At 64.0% G+C, this 17,065-nt stretch carries 18 protein-coding genes; 10 read left to right on the top strand and 8 right to left on the bottom strand.

The genetic code is table 11. The features are described 5' to 3' along the window. The first annotated feature begins 201 nt into the window (after nucleotides 1-201). A complete protein-coding gene (locus C1A35_RS00990; RefSeq protein ID WP_104662512.1) occupies nucleotides 202-822 on the top strand; it encodes a transglutaminase-like cysteine peptidase in 621 nt (206 codons plus the stop codon). Nucleotides 823-892: 70 nt separating this feature from the next. Here the strand turns inward: C1A35_RS00990 and mbfA are convergent, their stop codons facing one another. Beyond that, nucleotides 893-1,876, bottom strand: coding sequence for an iron exporter MbfA (gene mbfA, locus C1A35_RS00985; RefSeq protein WP_104662511.1), 984 nt, complete (start codon nucleotides 1,874-1,876; stop codon nucleotides 893-895). A 165-nt stretch (nucleotides 1,877-2,041) separates the two neighbouring features. On the opposite strand from mbfA, the gene C1A35_RS00980 reads away from it, so the two are divergent. Next, nucleotides 2,042-2,872, top strand: coding sequence for a lipo-like protein (locus tag C1A35_RS00980; protein WP_104662510.1), 831 nt, complete (start codon nucleotides 2,042-2,044; stop codon nucleotides 2,870-2,872). Here C1A35_RS00980 and C1A35_RS00975 read toward each other — a convergent pair. Both C1A35_RS00975 and efp read right to left on the bottom strand, forming a co-directional pair. Next, the gene (locus tag C1A35_RS00975; protein WP_104662509.1) at nucleotides 2,862-4,103 is read right to left on the bottom strand and encodes an SAM-dependent methyltransferase; all 1,242 of its coding nucleotides are present in this window, start codon (nucleotides 4,101-4,103) and stop codon (nucleotides 2,862-2,864) included. The genes C1A35_RS00980 and C1A35_RS00975 overlap by 11 nt on opposite strands. 162 nt (nucleotides 4,104-4,265) lie before the next feature. Then, nucleotides 4,266-4,835: an elongation factor P gene (gene efp, locus C1A35_RS00970; RefSeq protein ID WP_104662508.1), complete on the bottom strand. Its 570-nt coding sequence runs from the start codon at nucleotides 4,833-4,835 to the stop codon at nucleotides 4,266-4,268. Between the two features lie 160 nt (nucleotides 4,836-4,995). Between efp and epmA the strand changes: the two genes are divergently transcribed. The 6 genes from epmA to C1A35_RS00940 all read left to right on the top strand — a co-directional run bounded on the left by epmA (nucleotide 4,996) and on the right by C1A35_RS00940 (nucleotide 11,005). Continuing rightward, nucleotides 4,996-6,048, top strand: a complete 1,053-nt coding sequence (epmA, locus tag C1A35_RS00965) for an EF-P lysine aminoacylase EpmA (RefSeq protein ID WP_104662507.1) — start codon at nucleotides 4,996-4,998, stop codon at nucleotides 6,046-6,048. Further along, nucleotides 6,045-7,097: a lysine-2,3-aminomutase-like protein gene (locus tag C1A35_RS00960; protein ID WP_104662506.1), complete on the top strand. Its 1,053-nt coding sequence runs from the start codon at nucleotides 6,045-6,047 to the stop codon at nucleotides 7,095-7,097. Before epmA ends, C1A35_RS00960 begins: the two co-directional genes overlap by 4 nt. A 168-nt stretch (nucleotides 7,098-7,265) precedes the next feature. Continuing rightward, nucleotides 7,266-7,697 carry a carboxymuconolactone decarboxylase family protein gene (locus C1A35_RS00955; protein WP_104662505.1) on the top strand — a complete coding sequence of 144 codons (432 nt, stop codon included), beginning with the start codon at nucleotides 7,266-7,268 and terminating at the stop codon, nucleotides 7,695-7,697. A 1-nt stretch (nucleotide 7,698) separates the two neighbouring features. Then, entirely contained in the window at nucleotides 7,699-8,592 is an 894-nt protein-coding gene (gene sigJ, locus C1A35_RS00950) for an RNA polymerase sigma factor SigJ (RefSeq protein WP_104662504.1), read from the top strand. A gap of 89 nt (nucleotides 8,593-8,681) precedes the next feature. Further along, nucleotides 8,682-10,109, top strand: coding sequence for an MFS transporter (locus tag C1A35_RS00945; RefSeq protein WP_104662503.1), 1,428 nt, complete (start codon nucleotides 8,682-8,684; stop codon nucleotides 10,107-10,109). A gap of 80 nt (nucleotides 10,110-10,189) precedes the next feature. After that, a complete protein-coding gene (locus tag C1A35_RS00940; RefSeq protein ID WP_104662502.1) occupies nucleotides 10,190-11,005 on the top strand; it encodes a class I SAM-dependent methyltransferase in 816 nt (271 codons plus the stop codon). Nucleotides 11,006-11,116: 111 nt separating this feature from the next. Here C1A35_RS00940 and C1A35_RS00935 read toward each other — a convergent pair whose 3' ends face one another. Next, nucleotides 11,117-11,779 carry an OmpA family protein gene (locus tag C1A35_RS00935; RefSeq protein WP_104662501.1) on the bottom strand — a complete coding sequence of 221 codons (663 nt, stop codon included), beginning with the start codon at nucleotides 11,777-11,779 and terminating at the stop codon, nucleotides 11,117-11,119. A gap of 203 nt (nucleotides 11,780-11,982) precedes the next feature. Between C1A35_RS00935 and C1A35_RS00930 the strand changes: the two genes are divergently transcribed. Further along, the gene (locus tag C1A35_RS00930) at nucleotides 11,983-12,621 is read left to right on the top strand and encodes an exopolysaccharide biosynthesis protein (protein ID WP_104662500.1); all 639 of its coding nucleotides are present in this window, start codon (nucleotides 11,983-11,985) and stop codon (nucleotides 12,619-12,621) included. A 58-nt stretch (nucleotides 12,622-12,679) separates the two neighbouring features. Here C1A35_RS00930 and C1A35_RS00925 read toward each other — a convergent pair whose 3' ends face one another. The 4 genes from C1A35_RS00925 to C1A35_RS00910 all read right to left on the bottom strand — a co-directional run bounded on the left by C1A35_RS00925 (nucleotide 12,680) and on the right by C1A35_RS00910 (nucleotide 15,559). Further along, on the bottom strand, nucleotides 12,680-13,027 hold the full coding sequence (locus tag C1A35_RS00925) for an antibiotic biosynthesis monooxygenase (RefSeq protein WP_104662499.1): 348 nt from the start codon (nucleotides 13,025-13,027) through the stop codon (nucleotides 12,680-12,682). A gap of 102 nt (nucleotides 13,028-13,129) precedes the next feature. Beyond that, nucleotides 13,130-14,155, bottom strand: coding sequence for a histone deacetylase family protein (locus C1A35_RS00920; protein ID WP_104662498.1), 1,026 nt, complete (start codon nucleotides 14,153-14,155; stop codon nucleotides 13,130-13,132). Between the two features lie 295 nt (nucleotides 14,156-14,450). Next, entirely contained in the window at nucleotides 14,451-14,978 is a 528-nt protein-coding gene (locus C1A35_RS00915; RefSeq protein WP_104662497.1) for a GNAT family N-acetyltransferase, read from the bottom strand. A gap of 2 nt (nucleotides 14,979-14,980) precedes the next feature. Next, a complete protein-coding gene (locus C1A35_RS00910) occupies nucleotides 14,981-15,559 on the bottom strand; it encodes a helix-turn-helix domain-containing protein (protein WP_199772827.1) in 579 nt (192 codons plus the stop codon). Nucleotides 15,560-15,777: 218 nt separating this feature from the next. On the opposite strand from C1A35_RS00910, the gene C1A35_RS00905 reads away from it, so the two are divergent. Further along, entirely contained in the window at nucleotides 15,778-17,019 is a 1,242-nt protein-coding gene (locus tag C1A35_RS00905) for an MFS transporter (protein WP_104662495.1), read from the top strand. The last annotated feature ends 46 nt before the right edge of the window (nucleotides 17,020-17,065 follow it).

Here is a 17,065-nt window from a genome sequence, read left to right as displayed (position 1 = left end):
GCGCGCGTCCGATCCTGGTTTTAACCATAAAACCCTATGCCTCGATTCCGGAGATTGACTCCGCCGCCCCGACGTTATTAACTCTTTATTAACGATTAGAGCAGCGCCGGGGACGAACCTAAACAAGCTGCCTTCAACTCAGGATTGCGCGAATACGTCCGGACAGAGAGCGTCCGGCATACCGCGTCGCAGGGGACTTGTATGGCGTCTTGGACTGGGGTTAAGGGAAGTATCGCGGCAGTCTGCGCACTTTTCATTTCAGCAAACACGGCAATTCCTGCACAGGCAGGCTCTTCTCCATGGATGCAGACCGGCTCAGCCACATCGCAGCCGATCGGCCACTACGAATTCTGCCAGACGTACAAGAGCGAGTGCAATGTGCGCTCCAAGGGCACGGTTGCGGCCCGCGTGACCGAACGTGGCTGGGCGACGATCCGGCAGGTGAATGCCGCCGTCAACCGCGAGATCACGCCGATCACCGACCTGGAACTGCACGGCAGGGACGAAGTCTGGTCCTATCCTGACAATGCCGGCGACTGCGAGGACTTCGTGCTCGAAAAGCGCAAGCGCCTGATGAGCAAGGGCTTCTCGGCCAGCGACCTCCTGATCACCGTGGTGCGCAAGCCCGATGGCGAAGGCCATGCGGTGCTGACCGTGCGCACCGCGCAGGGCGACTTCATTCTCGACAATCTCGAAAACGGCGTAAAGCTCTGGACCAACACGCCCTATCGCTACCTGAAGCGCCAGGCCTCGAACCACAGCGGTCGCTGGGTCACGATCCAGAACGGCGCGGAAATCGTCGTCGGCTCGGTCGGCAACTGATTTCAGCATAGCGAAGAGCTTGAAAAAGGGCCGGTCGAACCGGCCCTTTTTCGTATCTGCTCCTGCGGCCTCAGGCGTTGCCGATCAGGATGCCGGCCGCAAGCACCAGGCCGCCGCCAAGCACCACCTGGAATGCGGCTCTCAGGAACGGCGTTTCCATGTAGCGGTTCTGGATGAAGGCGATCGCCCAGAGTTCGAAGAACACGATCCCCGCCGCGGTGGCGGTCGCCGTCCAGAAATGCGGGATCAGATAGGGCAGCGCATGGCCGAGACCGCCGAGCGCGGTCATGATGCCCGAGGCAAGGCCGCGCTTGATCGGCGAGCCGCGCCCTGAAAGCTTGCCGTCGTCGTGGGCGGCTTCGGTGAAGCCCATGGAGATGCCGGCGCCGACGGAGGCCGAGAGGCCGACGAGGAAGGTCTGCCAGGTGTCCTGGGTGGCGAAGGCGGCGGCAAAGATCGGCGCCAGCGTCGACACCGAGCCGTCCATCAGCCCGGCGAGACCGGGCTGAACGTAGGTGAGAATGAACTGACGGCGCGAGGTCTGGTCCTCCTCGGCGCGCACGTCTTCGGGCGTGTGCTCTTCGCCAAGCCGGCGGGCGAGCGATTCATGCGACTTCTCGGCGATCGCGAGGTCGCCGAGCAGCTTGCGGGTCGCCGCATCCTGGGTTCTGGCGGCGGCCTCGACATAGAAGCGGTGCGCCGCCTCCTCCATCGCTTCGGCCTCCTCGCGCGCCTTTTCGATCGGCATTTCGGCGATCAGCCAGTCGGGCTTGCGCTCGGGGAAGTCGCGCACATGCTCGCGGCGGATGAGCGGAATGCGGTTGCCGAAGCGCTGGATGTGCAGATCGATCAACCATTGCCTGTGGTGGCTTTCCTCCTCCGCCATCTCCTCGAACACCTTTGCCGAGTGGGGATATTGCACCCGAAGCGCGTCGGCATAGGCGAGGTAGATGCGCCCGTCGTCCTCCTCGGAGGAGATGGCGAGCGCCAGGATTTCCTGCTCGCTCAAGGAAAGAAACGGACGTTTGGAACGGGAGAAGAGGCGGGAAAACATTGGGAGAAAACCTTGTTTAGAATGATTCTAAAATAGAAACCCTGAATCGCACCGTCAAGGCCAAAGCCATGCAATCATGTAACAATCGCTCGACAGAGTGTCGCGGCTCGGCCACCATGCCGGCCACTCGCGAATCTCATTCCCCTCCCCGGAGCAATCGCCTCGATGAGGACCATCTATCCGCTTTCCGAAAGCAAGGACACGCTGCTGGACCGTCTCGGCGCCCGGCTTGCCGCGCGCCTGCAAGCGCAGACATCGGGCTACGAACCCTACACGCCCTCCGACCAGGAAACGCTTGCGCGCACGCTGCGCCCGGGCGACGTTCTCCTGATCGAGGGCAACCAGAAGGTATCGGCGGCGATCAAGTATCTGACGCAATCGACCTGGTCGCATGCAGCCTTCTTCGCCGGCGACCAGATGCCGCTGACGCTCGATCAGGCGACATTGCCGGTCATCGAGCGGCCGCAACTGATCGAGGTGAACATCGGTGAGGGCTGCGTCGCCGTGCCGCTGAAGAAATACGCCTCGTTCAACACGCGCATCTGCCGGCCGATCGCGCTGACGCCGGACGACCGCACGGCGCTCGTCGGCTTCATGATCTCCAGGCTCGGGATGAAATACGACCTGAAGAACATCCTCGACATGCTGCGCTATTTCCTGCCGACGCCGCCGGTGCCGGTGCGTTGGCGACGACGGCTGCTTGCCTTCGGCTCCGGTGATCCGACACGGGCGATCTGCTCGACACTGATCGCCGCAGCCTTCGAGCAGATCCGCTACCCGATCCTGCCGGAGGTCACCCGCGCGCCCGGGCGGGCGGCTGCGACCTCGACCTATTCACGCGAGGAGATCCTGCACATCCGGCATCATTCGCTCTACACGCCCAGGGATTTCGACCTCTCGCCGTTCTTCGCGATCGTCAAGCCGACGCTCGAGTTCGGCTTCGACTACAAACGGCTGCGCTGGCACGGCGACAGCGATCACGCGTTCAAAGGGTGAGTGCGAGCGCCTGCTCGCGGGCCATGAAATCGCGCTGGCGATCGGTGATGTAGTCGCGCACGATCGGCGCCGCATCGCGCGAGCGCGACAGCTGCATGTGGAAGACGAGCTGGCTGCCGGTGCGGAACATCATCTCGGCGCTGATCAGGTAGAACTCCCACATGCGGGCGAAGCGCTCGTCATACATGGCGATCACCTTGTCGCGGTTGGCCTCGAAGCGTGCGCCCCAATGGGCGAGCGTCGTCGCGTAGTGCACCCGCAGGAATTCGAGATCGCTGACCCAGAGACTGTTGCGCTCGACGACCTCGAAGACCTCCGACAGCGCCGGCGAATAGGCGCCGGGGAAGATGTACTTGCGAAGCCAGGAACTCGCCATGCCGGGCGGACTCATATGGCCGATCGAATGCAAGACGGCGACGCCATCATCCGGCATCAGCGCGTTCAGCTTCTTGAAGAACTCGTCATAGTGATGCACGCCGACATGTTCGAACATGCCGACCGAAACGATCCGGTCGAACGGTCCCTGAACGTCACGATAGTCCTTGAGCTCGAAGCGCACCCGGTCCGCCAGGCCCGCCTTGCGCGCCCGTTCGGTGGCAAGCGCCTGCTGCTCCTTGGAAAGGGTGACGCCGAGCACCTGAACGTCGGCCAGCTGCGCGAGATACATCGCGAGATCGCCCCAGCCGCAGCCGATGTCGAGCACCTTCATGCCGGGCTCCAGGCAGAGCTTGGAGGCAAGCAGCCTGAGCTTGTTGCGCTGCGCCGTCTCGAGCGTCTCGTTGGGTTCGCGGAAGTAGGCGCAGGAGTAGAGCATGTTCTCGTCGAGGAACAGCTTGTAGAATTCGTTGCCGAGATCGTAGTGATGCGCGACGTTCTCTTGCGCCTTGCCCTTGGGATTGGCCTGCTGGCGCTTGCGGAAGCGCATCTTGACCGCGCGCAGCACCTTCTGGATCGGATAGGAGCCAAGCGACAGGCGGTTGATCGAAAACAGCGTCAGGAAGTCCCGGAGCGTCGAGCCTTCCTCGAAGCGCATGGTGCCGTCCATGTAGGCTTCGCCGGCGGCGAGTTCCGCATTGAAGACGAGACTGCGATAGAGCTTCTTGTCAGTGAGCCGCATCGTCACCTCGGGCCCGGGCGTTCCGGAAAAGACGTGGCGTTTTCCGTCGGCGTCGATCACCGTCAGGCGACCCTTGCGAATGAACGACTTCATCATATGCGACAATGGGAACATGCAGACCCTCTCGTGACACGCGTCGTAGCGCGGGCATCCTAGCACCCGTTTTTCGAAATGCGCCCCTTAAATTTCTGGTTGCTCATCCAGGCCTGCCGAAACGAAAACGGGGACGGCAGCTAAAGCCACCGTCCCCGCTCCAATGCGATGTCGGCTTTCGCCTCAGTCCTTGGCGCGCTCGACGTAGGAACCGTCTTCGGTCGCGATGACGACGCGGGTGCCGGCCTGGATGTGCGGCGGAACGAGCGTGCGAACGCCGTTCGACAGAACCGCCGGCTTGTAGGACGACGACGCCGTCTGGCCCTTGACGACCGGCTCGGTCTCGGTGATTTCGAGGATCACGTGGCGCGGCAGGTCGATGGCGATCGCCAGGCCTTCGTGGATCGAAAGAATGACGGCCATGCCTTCCTGCAGGTAGGCCTTGAGATCGCCGATGTCCTCGGTGGTCATGACCAGCTGGTCATAGCTTTCCGGGTTCATGAAGTGGAAGCCTTCGGCATCTTCATAAAGGAAGGTGTGCTCGCGGTCTTCGACGAAGGCGCGCTCGACCTGCTCGGTCGTGCGGTAGCGCTCGGAGACCTTCACGCCGTCGGAAATGCGGCGCATGTCGACCTGGGTGACCGGCGTGCCCTTGCCCGGGTGGAAGTTCTGGGCGGTGAGCACGACATAGAGCTTGCCGTCGACGTCGAGAACGTTGCCCTTACGGACAGATGAAGCGATGACCTTGACCATTAGTCTTCCTTGTAACAGAGGTATGCGCGACACCGCGGGCCGGAAACATGGGCCCTGAAGGACGCGGAAAGAAGGATTTCGCGCCGCCACTACCCTAATTTCGCGCAAATAGCCAGCCTGAGCCGGTATCTGCACGAAGAAAGCCTGGACCGAACCGATCATGTCGCATGCCTCACCCTGGTGGACACCCGATGTCCATGCCGACCGGCGCCCGTTTCTTCTCGGCCGCAACCGGATCCAATCGGCATTGCGCCGGTTCTTCGAGGCGCGCGACTTCATCGAGGTGGATACGGCGACCTTGCAGGTTTCGCCCGGCAACGAAGCGCATCTGCATGCCTTCGAAACGCAGGCTCTCAACCACGACGGCTCGAGCCATCCGCTCTTTCTGCACACCTCGCCGGAATTTGCCTGCAAGAAGCTGCTTGCCGCCGGGGAGCAACGCATCGCCTGTTTCGCCCATGTCTATCGCAACCGCGAACGCGGGCCGCTGCATCATCCCGAGTTCACCATGCTCGAATGGTACCGCGCCGGTGAGAGCTACGAAGCGCTGATGCGCGATTGCGCCGAGATCCTGGCGCTTGCGGCGGAAACCACCGGCACGAAGCAGTTCATTTTCCAGGGGCAGGCCTGCGATCCCTTTGCCGCTCCGGAGCGCCTCAGCGTGGCGGACGCCTTCGAGCGCTTTGCCGGCATCGACCTATTGGCCTCGATCGCCGCCAATGGCGAAACCGACCGCGACCATCTGGCCGCCGCGATGGCGGCAGCCGGCCTTCGGGTCGCCCATGACGACACCTGGGCCGATCTTTTCAGCCGGGTGCTCGTCGAAAAGATCGAGCCGCATCTCGGCTTCGGCCGCGCGACGATCCTCGACGAATATCCGACCGCCGAGGCGGCACTGGCGCGTCCTGCCGCACGCGACCGTCGCGTTGCCGAACGCTTCGAGCTCTATGCCTGCGGCGTCGAGCTTGCCAATGCCTTCGGCGAACTGACGGATGCGACGGAACAGCGGCGTCGCTTCGAGATGGAGATGGTCGAAAAGGCCCGCGTCTATGGCGAGACCTATCCGCTCGACGAGGATTTTCTTGCAGCGCTCGCGATCATGCCCGAGGCAAGCGGCATCGCGCTCGGCTTCGACCGGCTGGTGATGCTGGCAACCGGGGCCGCACGCATCGACCAGGTGCTCTGGGCACCGGTGGCGGAGACACGCGCGTGAACGTCCATCGCCCGATCAAGACCGCGCGCGAGCTCATCGAAGCCGGCCTCGTCGAAAGCTCCCGCGAGGCGGCGGTTGCCGCCGTCGCCGAACGTTACGCCGTCGCGATCAGCCCCGCCATCGCCGCTCTCATCGATCCCAACGACCCCAATGATCCGATTGCCCGGCAGTTCGTGCCCGACGCCGCCGAACTGACGCTGCTGCCCGAAGAGCGCGAGGACCCGATCGGCGACAAGCCGCACAGCCCCGTTGCCGGCATCGTGCATCGCTATCCGGACCGCGTGCTGTTGAAGGCCGTGCATGTCTGCCCGGTCTATTGCCGTTTCTGCTTCCGTCGCGAGATGGTGGGGCCGCAGGGTCTGGGCACGCTGACGGCCGCCGAACTCGACGCCGCGATCGCCTACATCGCAAGCCATGAGGAAATCTGGGAGGTGATCCTCACCGGCGGCGATCCGCTGGTGCTGTCGCCACGCCGGCTCGCCGAACTCATGGAACGGCTGAAGCCGATCGCGCATGTGAAGATCGTCCGCTTCCATACCCGCGTGCCCGTGGTCGAGCCGTCGCGCATCGATGCCGACCTGATCGCGGCTCTCAAAGCCAGCGGCAAGGCGACCTATGTGGCGCTGCACGCCAACCATCCGCGCGAACTGACGGAGGAGGCGCGCACCGCCTCTGCCCGGCTGATCGATGCCGGCATCGTCATGGTCAGCCAGTCGGTGCTCCTGAAGGGTGTCAACGACGATGCCGAGGTGCTTGCCAGCCTGATGCGCGCCTTCGTCGAAACGCGGATCAAGCCCTATTACCTCCACCACCCGGACCTCGCGCCCGGCACCAGTCATTTCCGCCTCACGATCGAGGAGGGCCAGGCACTGGTCGCGGCCCTGCGCGGCCGGGTCTCCGGCCTCTGCCAACCGACCTATATCCTCGACATTCCCGGTGGTCACGGCAAGGCGGTGATCAGCGCGGCGGCGATCGCTGCCGACGGCGGCGGTTGCTACACGGTCACCGATTTTCGCGGCGGCGAGCACAGCTACCCGCCGAAGGCCTGACATCCCCGCGAGAAATCGCGACTCTCAAATTATTGAAACTTCTTCAAAATAATCAGGTCATGCATTTTTCTCGGTGTCCTGCGAGAAAAATCGAAGCGCCGCGTCACAGGCGTCCGGCGTCGGTCGTCAAATGGTCATAAGCAACACGACAACGATGGAGTTGAGACCATGACCGATAGCAAAGCCGTCCGCTACGAACAGGAAATCCCGGATGTGCTCGGCGCGCTCGCCGACGTGCACAAGACCATGGACCTGCACGGCCTCGACCGGACGATCCACAATCTGGTGCAGCTGCGCGCCTCGCAGATCAACCGCTGCGGCTTCTGCGTGAAGATGCACACGAAGGAATCCCGCACCGAGGGCGAGAGCAACGAGCGGCTCGACCGCATCATCGTCTGGGACCAGGTCACCGATTTTTCGCCGCGCGAGAAGGCAGCGCTTGCCTGGACCGAGGCGCTGACCGAACTCGAGCCCCGCACGGATTTCGCGCCGCTGCGCGCCGAGTTGCGCCAGCATTTCAGCGAGAAGGAGATCAGCGTCATCACCGCGACGGTGGCGATGATCAACCTTTGGAACCGCATCCAGATTTCGAGGCACTGACATGAACGACCGGCAGCATATGCAGATCTTCGAGGAGGCGCGCCCGCGCCTTCTCGGCCTTGCCTACCGCATCCTCGGCTCGCGGGCCGACGCAGAAGATGCGGTGCAGGATACGTTCCTGAAATGGCAGGAGGTCGACCGTGCGACGATCGAGACGCCGGCGGCCTGGCTGACAACGGCCTGCACCCGTCGCTGCCTCGATCTGTTGAAGGCCGCCCACCGCAAGCGCGTCGACTATGTCGGCGCATGGCTGCCCGAGCCGATCCACACGGCAAGCAACGACAACGCGGAAGAAAAGCTGGCGCTGACCTCGTCGCTGACCACGGCGTTCCTTTTGATGCTCGAACGGCTGACGCCGAAGGAGCGGGCCGCCTACCTGCTGCACGAAATCTTCGGCCAGCCCTATGAGGAAGTGGCCGAAACGCTCGATATGCAGGAACCGGCCGCCCGCAAGCTGGTCTCACGCGCCAAGACCAACATCGGGCTGGAAAAAGCCCGGCACCAGACGCCGCGCGAGCGGCAGGACGAACTCTTGTCCGCCTTCCATCAGGCGATCCACGGCGGCAATGTCGCCTCGCTCTCGGCACTGCTTTCGGCCGATGTGAAGCTGACGGCCGACGGCGGCGGCAAGGTCGCAACCGTGCTCGGCGTACTCTCGGGCAAGGACACGGTGCTCGCCTTCATCATCGACCGGCTCACCGAATACTGGGCGCACTACGTCTGGGAAATCGGCGACATCAATGGCGGCCGCGGCATCGTGCTTCGGGACGAGGCGAAAAACGAGATCGCCGCAACCGTCGCCTTCGGTTATGACGGCGACGGAAACGTCGACGACATCTTCATCATGCGCAACCCGGACAAGCTCACGCATTTCGGCGAGGCTGCGCTCCACTGATATTGGCGAAATCGCCCCAGCAAACGCGATCTCCCTACCGGCCAGACCGGTCGCGCGTTTGCGGCGATACCGCTGCATGAGGTACTGACATGCTTGAAAAAACACCCGCACCCCATCAGGAAACCGGCTGGCGCGCGCTTCTGTCCGGCGGCAACGCCGTGCATTCGCTGGTGCTGAGTGGCGGCGTCGCGCTGCACGCGCTCAACATCTATGTCGTCACCACGATCATGCCGTCGATCGTGCGCGAGATCGGCGGGCTCGAATACTACGCCTGGAGCACGACCGTCTTCGTCGCAGCCTCGATCCTCGGCGCAGCGCTTTCGGCCCGGCTTCTTGGCGCCGTCGGTGCCGGCGGCGCCTATGCGATCGGCGCGCTCGTCTTCGGCCTGGGCACGCTGCTCTGTGCCGCCGCCCCCTCGATGGCGATGCTGCTTGCCGGCCGGGCGATCCAGGGCTTTGGCGGCGGCCTGCTCTATGCGCTCGCCTATGGCGTGATCCGGGAAGTCTTCCGGCCGGAGCTGTGGACGCGCGCCATTGGCCTGATCTCGGCCACCTGGGGCACGGCGACGCTCGTCGGCCCGGCGATCGGCGGCATGTTCGCCGAGTTTTCCACCTGGCGCGTCGCCTTCTGGTCGCTCCTGCCGCTGACGGCGCTGCTTGCAACGCTCGCCTTCTCGACCTTGCCGCGCAAGGCCGCCGGCGAAGGCGCACGCACGCCGCTCCCCCTGGTGCAACTGGCCCTGCTCGTCGGCATCGTACTTGCGCTTTCCATCGCCAGCACGCTCGGCACGGCCGGGGAGCAGGTAGGCTGCGTCGGCGCCGCGATCCTCCTGTTCCTGGCGCTGCTCGTCGTCGAGAAACGCGCGGCCGGCAAGCTGCTACCCTCCGGCAGTTTCACCCCGACCTCCCCGCTGGCAGCCCTTTATGCTACGATCACCCTGCTGATGATCGGCCTGCAGCCGGAAATCTACGTGCCGTACCTCCTGCAGGAGCTGCACGGATTGTCGCCGCTGGTAGCCGGCTACATTGCGGCGCTGATGTCGATCGGCTGGACCGCCGGATCGATGACCAGCGCCCACTGGCACGGCGAAAGCGCGAAGCAGACGATCTTTGCCGGACCGGCCTTCGGCTTCGTCGGTCTGGCGCTGATTGCCCTGTTCATGCCGATGGCAGGTGCGGAATTCATGACGATCGCTGCACCGCTCAGCATCGGCATCATGGCGGTCGGTTTCGGCATGGGCTTTGCCTGGCCGCACATCGTGACGGCCGTTTATGAATTTGCGCCGGAGGGCGAAGCGGAGAAGGCGTCGAGCTCGATTACCACGGTCCAGCTCTTTGCCGCAGCACTCGGCGCAGCTTTGGCCGGGCTGACCGCCAATCTCGCCGGCATCGAGACGCCTTCGACGGAAGGCGTGGCGATCGCCACGCGCTGGCTTTTCTGGCTGTTCGCGCTGATGCCGGCGCTGGCGGTGCTGACGGCCGGCCGCGTCTGGCGGGCGCGACGGGCGGCCAAATAGGTGCCATTGCGGGCCGTCCCGGGTGGCGGCCCCGCAATGCAAGGCGCGCGGCAGGATGCCGACGCCCTTTGGAGGAGAGGATGGCAGCCGAGGAGATCGACCTTCGCGGCGTACAGGAGACCCTGCTGGTCACGCTCCAGGCGAAGGCCGCGGAGAGCGCGTTCCCGGATTCCCTGCTTAACGATCACTTCGCCGCCGATCTGATGCGACGGCTTGCCGGCAGGCCGAAACCGCCTGATGCCGGCCACGACATGACGATCGGGATCGCCGTGCGCGCCGATACGCTCGACCGCTGGACGCGCGGCTTTATCGGGCGCCACCCGGACGGGGTCGTGCTCAACCTCGGCTGCGGCCTCGACACCCGCATCCTTAGGCTCGACCCACCCGCATCCATCGGCTGGTTCGACGTCGACTTTCCCGATGTGATCGCCCTGCGGCGGCAGCTTTTCCCGGCGCGCGCCGGCTGCACGACGATCGCCTCGTCGATAACGGAGCGTGACTGGATCGACCTCGTTCCGGCCGACCGCCCGGCGATCGTCGTCGCCGAGGGCGTGTTTCCCTATCTTTTCGAACAGGACGTCCGCGACCTCTTGCGACGTTTGACCGCCTGCCTTGCCGGCGGAGAAATCGTCTTTGACGCCTACAGCCATCTCGGCATCGAGCTTTTGCGGCTGAGCCCGTCCTTGCGGGCGACGGGGGCGGAGCTCCGCTGGGGGCTGGAAAACGCGCGGGCGCTGGAGCGCGATGTGCCCGGCCTGACCCTGCTCGACGAGATCAGCGAGTATGATTCAGGTCAGGTCGCGCGCCTGTCGCCAATGGCGCGGATTGCGGCGCATGTCGTCAGCGCGCTGCCGATGCTTCGCCGGATGGGCCGCCTGCTGCGCTATCGCTTCTAGAGCGTCCCTTCTGCGTTCCTATGAACGCACGGCGCTCTCGATCGAGGGCCACGAGAAAGGGCCGCACCTTGCGGCGCGGCCCTTCGATTGCAAGCCGTCGATATCAACCAATCAGGCCTTGATCGGGGCGATCGAGATTTCGACGCGGCGGTTCTGCGCGCGGCCGGCTTCGCTTCCGTTGGACGCGATCGGACGCTCCTTGCCGTAGCCCATGGCCGACATGCGGCGCTGGTCGACGCCCTGGCCCGCCAGGTAGTTGGCGACCGAAGCGGCACGGCGCTCGGAGAGGCCCTGGTTGTAGGAGGCGCTGCCGGTCGAATCGGTGTGGCCGTCGACATCGATCATCGTCTTGTTGAACTTGCGCAGCACGATCGCCACCGAGTTCAGCGTGTCGTAGAAGGCCGGGATCACCTGGTCGCGGTCGGTCGCAAAGGTGATGTTCGACGGCATGTTGAGAATGATGCGGTCGCCGGCGCGGGTGACCGAGACGCCGGTGCCCTGCAGCTGGGCGCGCAGTTCGGCTTCCTGGTTGTCCATGTAGTTGCCGATCAGGCCGCCACCGAGACCGCCGATTGCAGCGCCGACGAGTGCGGAGTCGCGGCGTCCCGCCGCACTGCCGCCGACCAGCAGACCGGTTGCCGCGCCGAGGCCCGCGCCGATCAGTGCGCCACCGGCGGTGTTCGACATCTTCTGTTCACCCGTATAGGGATCGGTGGTGGTGCATCCCGAAAGATAGATGGCCGCGACAGCCAGAATGGCGCATTTCTTGATCATGGAATCAGTTGTCCCCATTGGTGCTCGAATTTGCTTCATACTACGGATTGCGGCAGGAAGATGAAGAGGCGTCCCATTCACGCCACGGTTTGCCGGCAAATGCCGCTTCGCCAACGGCAGGCGTGGCCATCAGGGCACACAATAACCGATCCTTCACACGCTCTTGATAGGACGGGCACCGAAGAAAAGAGAGGCAAGCGCTCATGGCAATCGAGTTCGGCGACACGCAACGCAGTCTCAGTGACACGCTCAACGGCATGATTGCCTCGATCCGTGGCGAGACCATCACGCTGCGCGAACTGATGACGGAGATCGGCGAACAGGGCTTCCTGCTGCTGTGCGCCCTGCTGACGCTGCCATTTCTTCTTCCGGTGTCGATCCCCGGCGTCAGCACCGTTTTCGGCGCGGCGATCATCCTGATCTCCGTATCGGTCACGCTCAACCGGCTGCCGTGGATGCCGCAGCGCATTCTCGATCGCCGGATCGAGACCGAAAAGCTGGTGCCGACGCTGAAAAAAGGGGCGGATCTCGTTTCCAGGCTCGACCGCTATGTCCGTCCGCGTCTCGGCTTCCTGACCCAGGGCGCGCTGATGAACCGCTTCAACGGCCTGATGATCATGGCCGGCGGCATTCTCCTGATGTTCCCGCTCGGCCTGATCCCGCTGTCGAACACGCTGCCGGGGATCGCAATCCTGCTTCTCTCGCTCGGCATCATCCAGCGCGACGGGCTGATGGTGGCCGGCGGCTATCTCTTCCTTGTTGCGACGACGGTCTACTTCACCGTGCTTGCCTATATGGCCTTTGCCGCCGGTCAGGGCCTGTCGACATTCTTCGTTTCCTGACGCGTATTCACGTCAGAGATGTGAACCGGCCCGGCCAACTGCCGGGCCTTTTCATTTCTTAAGCGGCCAGACCGCCGAAAGCCCGGTAGCTGGCGAAGTCGGTGCGGATGCCAAGCGTCTTCATCAACGCTTCGCGATCAAGGCCGAGCTGGCGGTCGAACTCAACGAGCGCCGCGGCGACCTTCGGCGCGACGTCGGCATTGGCGAATTCGATCATGGTGATGAAATCGAACTGGCCGGGGCCGGCATGCTGCTCCAGGAACAGATCCTTCACATAGCCATCCTGCTTGCGGATGACGGCCAGCGTCCTGTCGACCAGCTCGACGAACTGCTGCCGTGCCTCCACCGGCACGGTGTATTTGTTGATGCGGTAAAGTGGCGCCACGCTATTCGATTGACTGCTCATCGCTCTCTTCCTCTTGATCTCTTCTTGAACGAGAGCAGTCGTACGACCTCAAGCAAAGTTGAGGTCAATAGAGGCAAGCGCATTTTTCCGAATGCGAAATGCCTAGCCGGAAAGCCCCTTCAGCACATTGGCGACGTTGAGGCCGATTTCCGGCACGCCGTAACCGCCCTCCATGCAGACGACAACCGGCAGGCCGGCGCGCCGCAACGCCTCGCCCATGCGCAGGTAATCTTCAGACTTCAGCCGGAAGAACGAGATCGGGTCGCGCTCGAAGGTATCGACACCGAGCGAGACGACCAGGGCTTCGGCACCGAAGGCCTCGATGCGCGCGAGCGCATCGGCCATCGCGGTCGACCAGGCGTCAAACAGCGTGCCGCGCGGCAGCGGATAGTTTTTCGTCGTGCCGAGCCCGGCACCGGCACCCTCCTCGTCGGCAAAACCGAGGAAATGCGGGAAGGCCTCGACCGGATCGCCGTGCAGCGAGGCGAAGTAGACATCGCCGCGCTCGTAGAAGATATCCTGGGTGCCGTTGCCGTGGTGAAAGTCGACGTCGAGCACGGCAACCCTTTTGGCGCCATGATCCCTCAGGCGCTGGGCGGCGCAGGCGGCGTTGTTGATGAAGGAATAGCCGCCATAAAGATCGATCGCCGCGTGATGACCGGGCGGGCGGCAGAGCGCGAAGGCCGCACGATTGCCGGCATGGACATGGTCGGCGGCCGAAATGGCGCAGTCCATCGCCGCGCGGGCGGCGGCATAGGTGCCCTCGGTGATCGCCGTCTCCGCCGCGAACGAATAGTAGCCGAGCGCGCCGTCGATATCCCTGGGCGGATGCTGTCGCATGCGCCGCGCCGGGAAGCAGGCCGGGATCGCCTCCCCCCTGTAGCCATCGGCGACCCAGCGCAACCAGGCGGTTTCGAGGAAGTCGAGATAATCGGGCGCGTGCAGCTTGAGAGCGACATCGAGACCGTGACGCGCAGGTGCCACGACATCAAGGAAACCCGCTTCCTTCACCGCCGCCAGGATCCATTCGGCGCGAAACGGCGCCTCGAAAGGCGGCACAAGTTCGCCGCCAAAAAGTTCGGTCTTGGCGTCGCGGAGCTTGTGATCTTCGGAGTAGTAGATGCGCATGAGGATGTCCTGAAGAGGCTACAGACGGGTGCCCGTACCCTACCCGAGGCTTCAGGCTTGGCAACCTTAATGGATGCCCCTCATCCGGCCTGCCGGCCACCTTCTCCCCGCAGGCGGGGCGAAGGAGACGCGCGGCGCCCACTCGGCCACAGTCGTACGCTCGCGGGTTCTCCGATCAGGCGTGAAGCGGTCAGCCCGCACCTCGCGCATGTCCCCTCTCCCCGCGAGCGGGGAAAGGGTTAGTCCTCGGGTTAAACTCGAGGAGAGGGGCAATCGCGACACGCAGCAATGACCGCTAAGCCGCGATCCGCTTGTAAAAGAACGTCGTGGCGCAGAGGCCGCCTTCCGGCCACATGGCATAATCGGGGATGACGCCGACGCGCTCCCAGCCGAGGCGCGGGTAGATCGCCTCGGCGTCACTGCCGGTCGCGGTATCGAGCACCAGCAGCGTCTTGCCGCGGGCCGCCGCCGCGCGCTCGACCGCGTCCATCAGCCGGCGCGCCAGCCCCTTGCCGCGGGCGTCGCGATGCACCAGCAGCTTTTTGAGGTCTCCGCGATGCGGCTGGTTCGGCATCTGCGCGACCCCCACCTGCACCGTGCCGAGGATGCGGCCCGTCTCCTCCGCCACCATTAGCAGCGTCTCGCCGCCAGCAACCGCCTCGGCAACGCCACGCCAATAGGCAAGTGCCGCTTCCGGCGGATAGGGCTGCATGAAGCCGACCGAGGCACCGCCCTCGACGCAGTCGGACAGCACTTCGGCAAGCGCAGGGATGGCATCGCGGGCTTCAGTTTCATCGAGCAGACGGATCTCAAATTCGGACATGGTCAAACCTTGGTTCGGCAGAGGATGACGGCGTAGTGAGCCGGCTCATCGTGGGGGTTGTGGAAGATGTGCCCCGCTCCCAGGCCCATGAACAGGCAATCGCCGGCCGAAAGGGAATGAGAGCCGGATTCGGTCGTCATCTCCAGCCGGCCCGAGAACAACCAGAGATGCTGGGTGATGCCCCGATCCGACGGCTGCCGCTCGAACGCCACGCGGGCGCCCGGCGGAAACTCGACCTCGACGATATCGACCGGGGAGCCCAGGCCATCCGGCGAGACGGAGCGGCGCAGATAGCCGGATTCCGGATCACGCCAGAGTCGCTGTTCGGCGCGCCTTGCAAGCGGTGATGTCTGCTGGGTTTCGAAGGCGAAAAGGGCTGACAGCGTGGTCGAGAGCGCGCTGCAAAGCCTGGCGAGAAGCTGCGCGGTCGGGCTCGCCTCGCCGCGCTCGATGCGCGAGATCATCGCCCGGCTGACACCGGAACTTGCGGCAAGCTCGTCGAGCGTCAGGTTCTGTTCGTTGCGCAGCGTGCGGATGCGCTCGCCGATGGCATGTTCGAGAGGGACGCTGGTGTTTTCCATTATTTGAGATTGCATTTCTCATATAGTGGAGTCAAGACTGAGAAAGATTGGAAATACGGGCATGCGATGCCGCTTTGGCGACAGCACGGCGACCATCCTTCGGCTATGGTGGCAGCTTCATGCGCAGATACGAGAAAAGCTTACGCTTCAATACTTTAGATAGTTCTCATCCACCGCATCCGCGTCATCAGGATGCGTCCTCCATCGACAGGTTGGACATGACAAAGCAGCCCTCCTCGCTGACCTCGATCGCCAGTATCGTCGCCTCGATGACTTCGGTTGCGATCGGCAACGGCATGATGCTCGCCTATGTGCCCTTCGCGCTCACGCGCTCGGACGCACCGGACTGGGTGCCGGGGGCAGCGGTGACGATGATCGCCTTCGGCGGGCTGATCGGTTGCGTCATCGCCGGGCCGATGATCCGCCGGGTCGGCCACGCCCGTGCGTTTTCCTGCTCGATGGCGCTCGTCATCCTTTCGGCGCTGACGATCGCGCTTGGCATGCATCCGCTTTTGTGGGTGCTCGCCCGCGGGCTTTACGGTGCGTCCGGCAACACCAACTTCATCATCGCCCAGAGCTGGCTCAACCATGCGAGCGAGAACCATTGGCGCGGCAAAGCGATGGCGCTGTTCTACATGGCCTATGTCATCGGGCTCGGCACCGGCGCCTGGCTGTTCGGCCAGATCCCGGCCGACGGCAACCTGCCGCCGCTCGTCACCATCTTCTTCACCGCGCTCGCGCTTTTGCCGATCGGGCTGACGCGGCTGCCGACCCCGCCGGCACCCGCCAAGGTCAGCATCGACATCCCGATGGTCTGGCGGAATTCCCCCGTAGCCTTCATCGGCGTGCTTGCCGCCGGCGGCCTTTCGATGGTGGTGCAGGGTTTTACGCCCATCTATGCGGCCGCCAACAATGTCAGCCAGGGCGACGTCGCCAATCTGATGTTCGTCATGCAGTTCGGCCTCATCGCCATCCAGTACCCGATGGGAACGCTGTCGGACCAGATCGACCGCCGCCTCGTTTTGATCGGCACCTGCCTGTTGATCCTCGCCGCCGGTTTCTTCGCGCTTTCGGCCTCTTTCAGCAACCTGATCCTCTTGATGCTGGTCTTTGCGCTCTTTGCAGGTGCTGTCGAGACCGTCTATTCGATCGCCAACGCGCATGCCAACGACCGCACGGACCCGGCCGATTTCGTGCCGCTCGCCAGCACCATGCTGGTCGCCTGGTCGGCTGCCGCGACGCTCGTGCCGATGCTGGTGACCGTGCTGACGCCCGTCTTCGGCCAGCGCACCTTCATCTATGCGGCCATGGCGGTAGCGGCCCTCTACGCCCTCTTCGTGCTGGCCCGCCTCAGGAAGCGCGACGAGGTGCCGGTCGCCGAACGGGAGAGCTTCGAACTGAAGAGCGCGCAGGTGCCAAATGCCGGCGCACTGGTTGAGGCAGAGGTAAGGGCCGAATAGCCTGATTTATAGTGAACGAAGCCTTCATTTCCCGCTTTGCGGCGGT

Source organism: Ensifer adhaerens (genome assembly GCF_002940685.1).
GTDB classification, from domain to species: domain Bacteria; phylum Pseudomonadota; class Alphaproteobacteria; order Rhizobiales; family Rhizobiaceae; genus Ensifer; species Ensifer adhaerens_E.
Note: the sequence above shows the minus strand (reverse complement) of the source record. Positions and strands in the feature narration are given on the sequence as shown.

Bases quoted from the DNA above. Each gene is read 5' to 3' on its own strand.
- C1A35_RS00990 (WP_104662512.1), top strand. From the start codon at position 202: ATGGCGTCTTGGACTGGGGTTAAGGGAAGTATCGCGGCAGTCTGCGCA.
- mbfA (WP_104662511.1), bottom strand. From the start codon at position 1,876: ATGTTTTCCCGCCTCTTCTCCCGTTCCAAACGTCCGTTTCTTTCCTTG.
- C1A35_RS00980 (WP_104662510.1), top strand. From the start codon at position 2,042: ATGAGGACCATCTATCCGCTTTCCGAAAGCAAGGACACGCTGCTGGAC.
- C1A35_RS00975 (WP_104662509.1), bottom strand. From the start codon at position 4,103: ATGTTCCCATTGTCGCATATGATGAAGTCGTTCATTCGCAAGGGTCGC.
- efp (WP_104662508.1), bottom strand. From the start codon at position 4,835: ATGGTCAAGGTCATCGCTTCATCTGTCCGTAAGGGCAACGTTCTCGAC.
- epmA (WP_104662507.1), top strand. From the start codon at position 4,996: ATGTCGCATGCCTCACCCTGGTGGACACCCGATGTCCATGCCGACCGG.
- C1A35_RS00955 (WP_104662505.1), top strand. From the start codon at position 7,266: ATGACCGATAGCAAAGCCGTCCGCTACGAACAGGAAATCCCGGATGTG.
- sigJ (WP_104662504.1), top strand. From the start codon at position 7,699: ATGAACGACCGGCAGCATATGCAGATCTTCGAGGAGGCGCGCCCGCGC.
- C1A35_RS00945 (WP_104662503.1), top strand. From the start codon at position 8,682: ATGCTTGAAAAAACACCCGCACCCCATCAGGAAACCGGCTGGCGCGCG.
- C1A35_RS00940 (WP_104662502.1), top strand. From the start codon at position 10,190: ATGGCAGCCGAGGAGATCGACCTTCGCGGCGTACAGGAGACCCTGCTG.
- C1A35_RS00935 (WP_104662501.1), bottom strand. From the start codon at position 11,779: ATGATCAAGAAATGCGCCATTCTGGCTGTCGCGGCCATCTATCTTTCG.
- C1A35_RS00930 (WP_104662500.1), top strand. From the start codon at position 11,983: ATGGCAATCGAGTTCGGCGACACGCAACGCAGTCTCAGTGACACGCTC.
- C1A35_RS00925 (WP_104662499.1), bottom strand. From the start codon at position 13,027: ATGAGCAGTCAATCGAATAGCGTGGCGCCACTTTACCGCATCAACAAA.
- C1A35_RS00920 (WP_104662498.1), bottom strand. From the start codon at position 14,155: ATGCGCATCTACTACTCCGAAGATCACAAGCTCCGCGACGCCAAGACC.
- C1A35_RS00915 (WP_104662497.1), bottom strand. From the start codon at position 14,978: ATGTCCGAATTTGAGATCCGTCTGCTCGATGAAACTGAAGCCCGCGAT.
- C1A35_RS00910 (WP_199772827.1), bottom strand. From the start codon at position 15,559: ATGGAAAACACCAGCGTCCCTCTCGAACATGCCATCGGCGAGCGCATC.
- C1A35_RS00905 (WP_104662495.1), top strand. From the start codon at position 15,778: ATGACAAAGCAGCCCTCCTCGCTGACCTCGATCGCCAGTATCGTCGCC.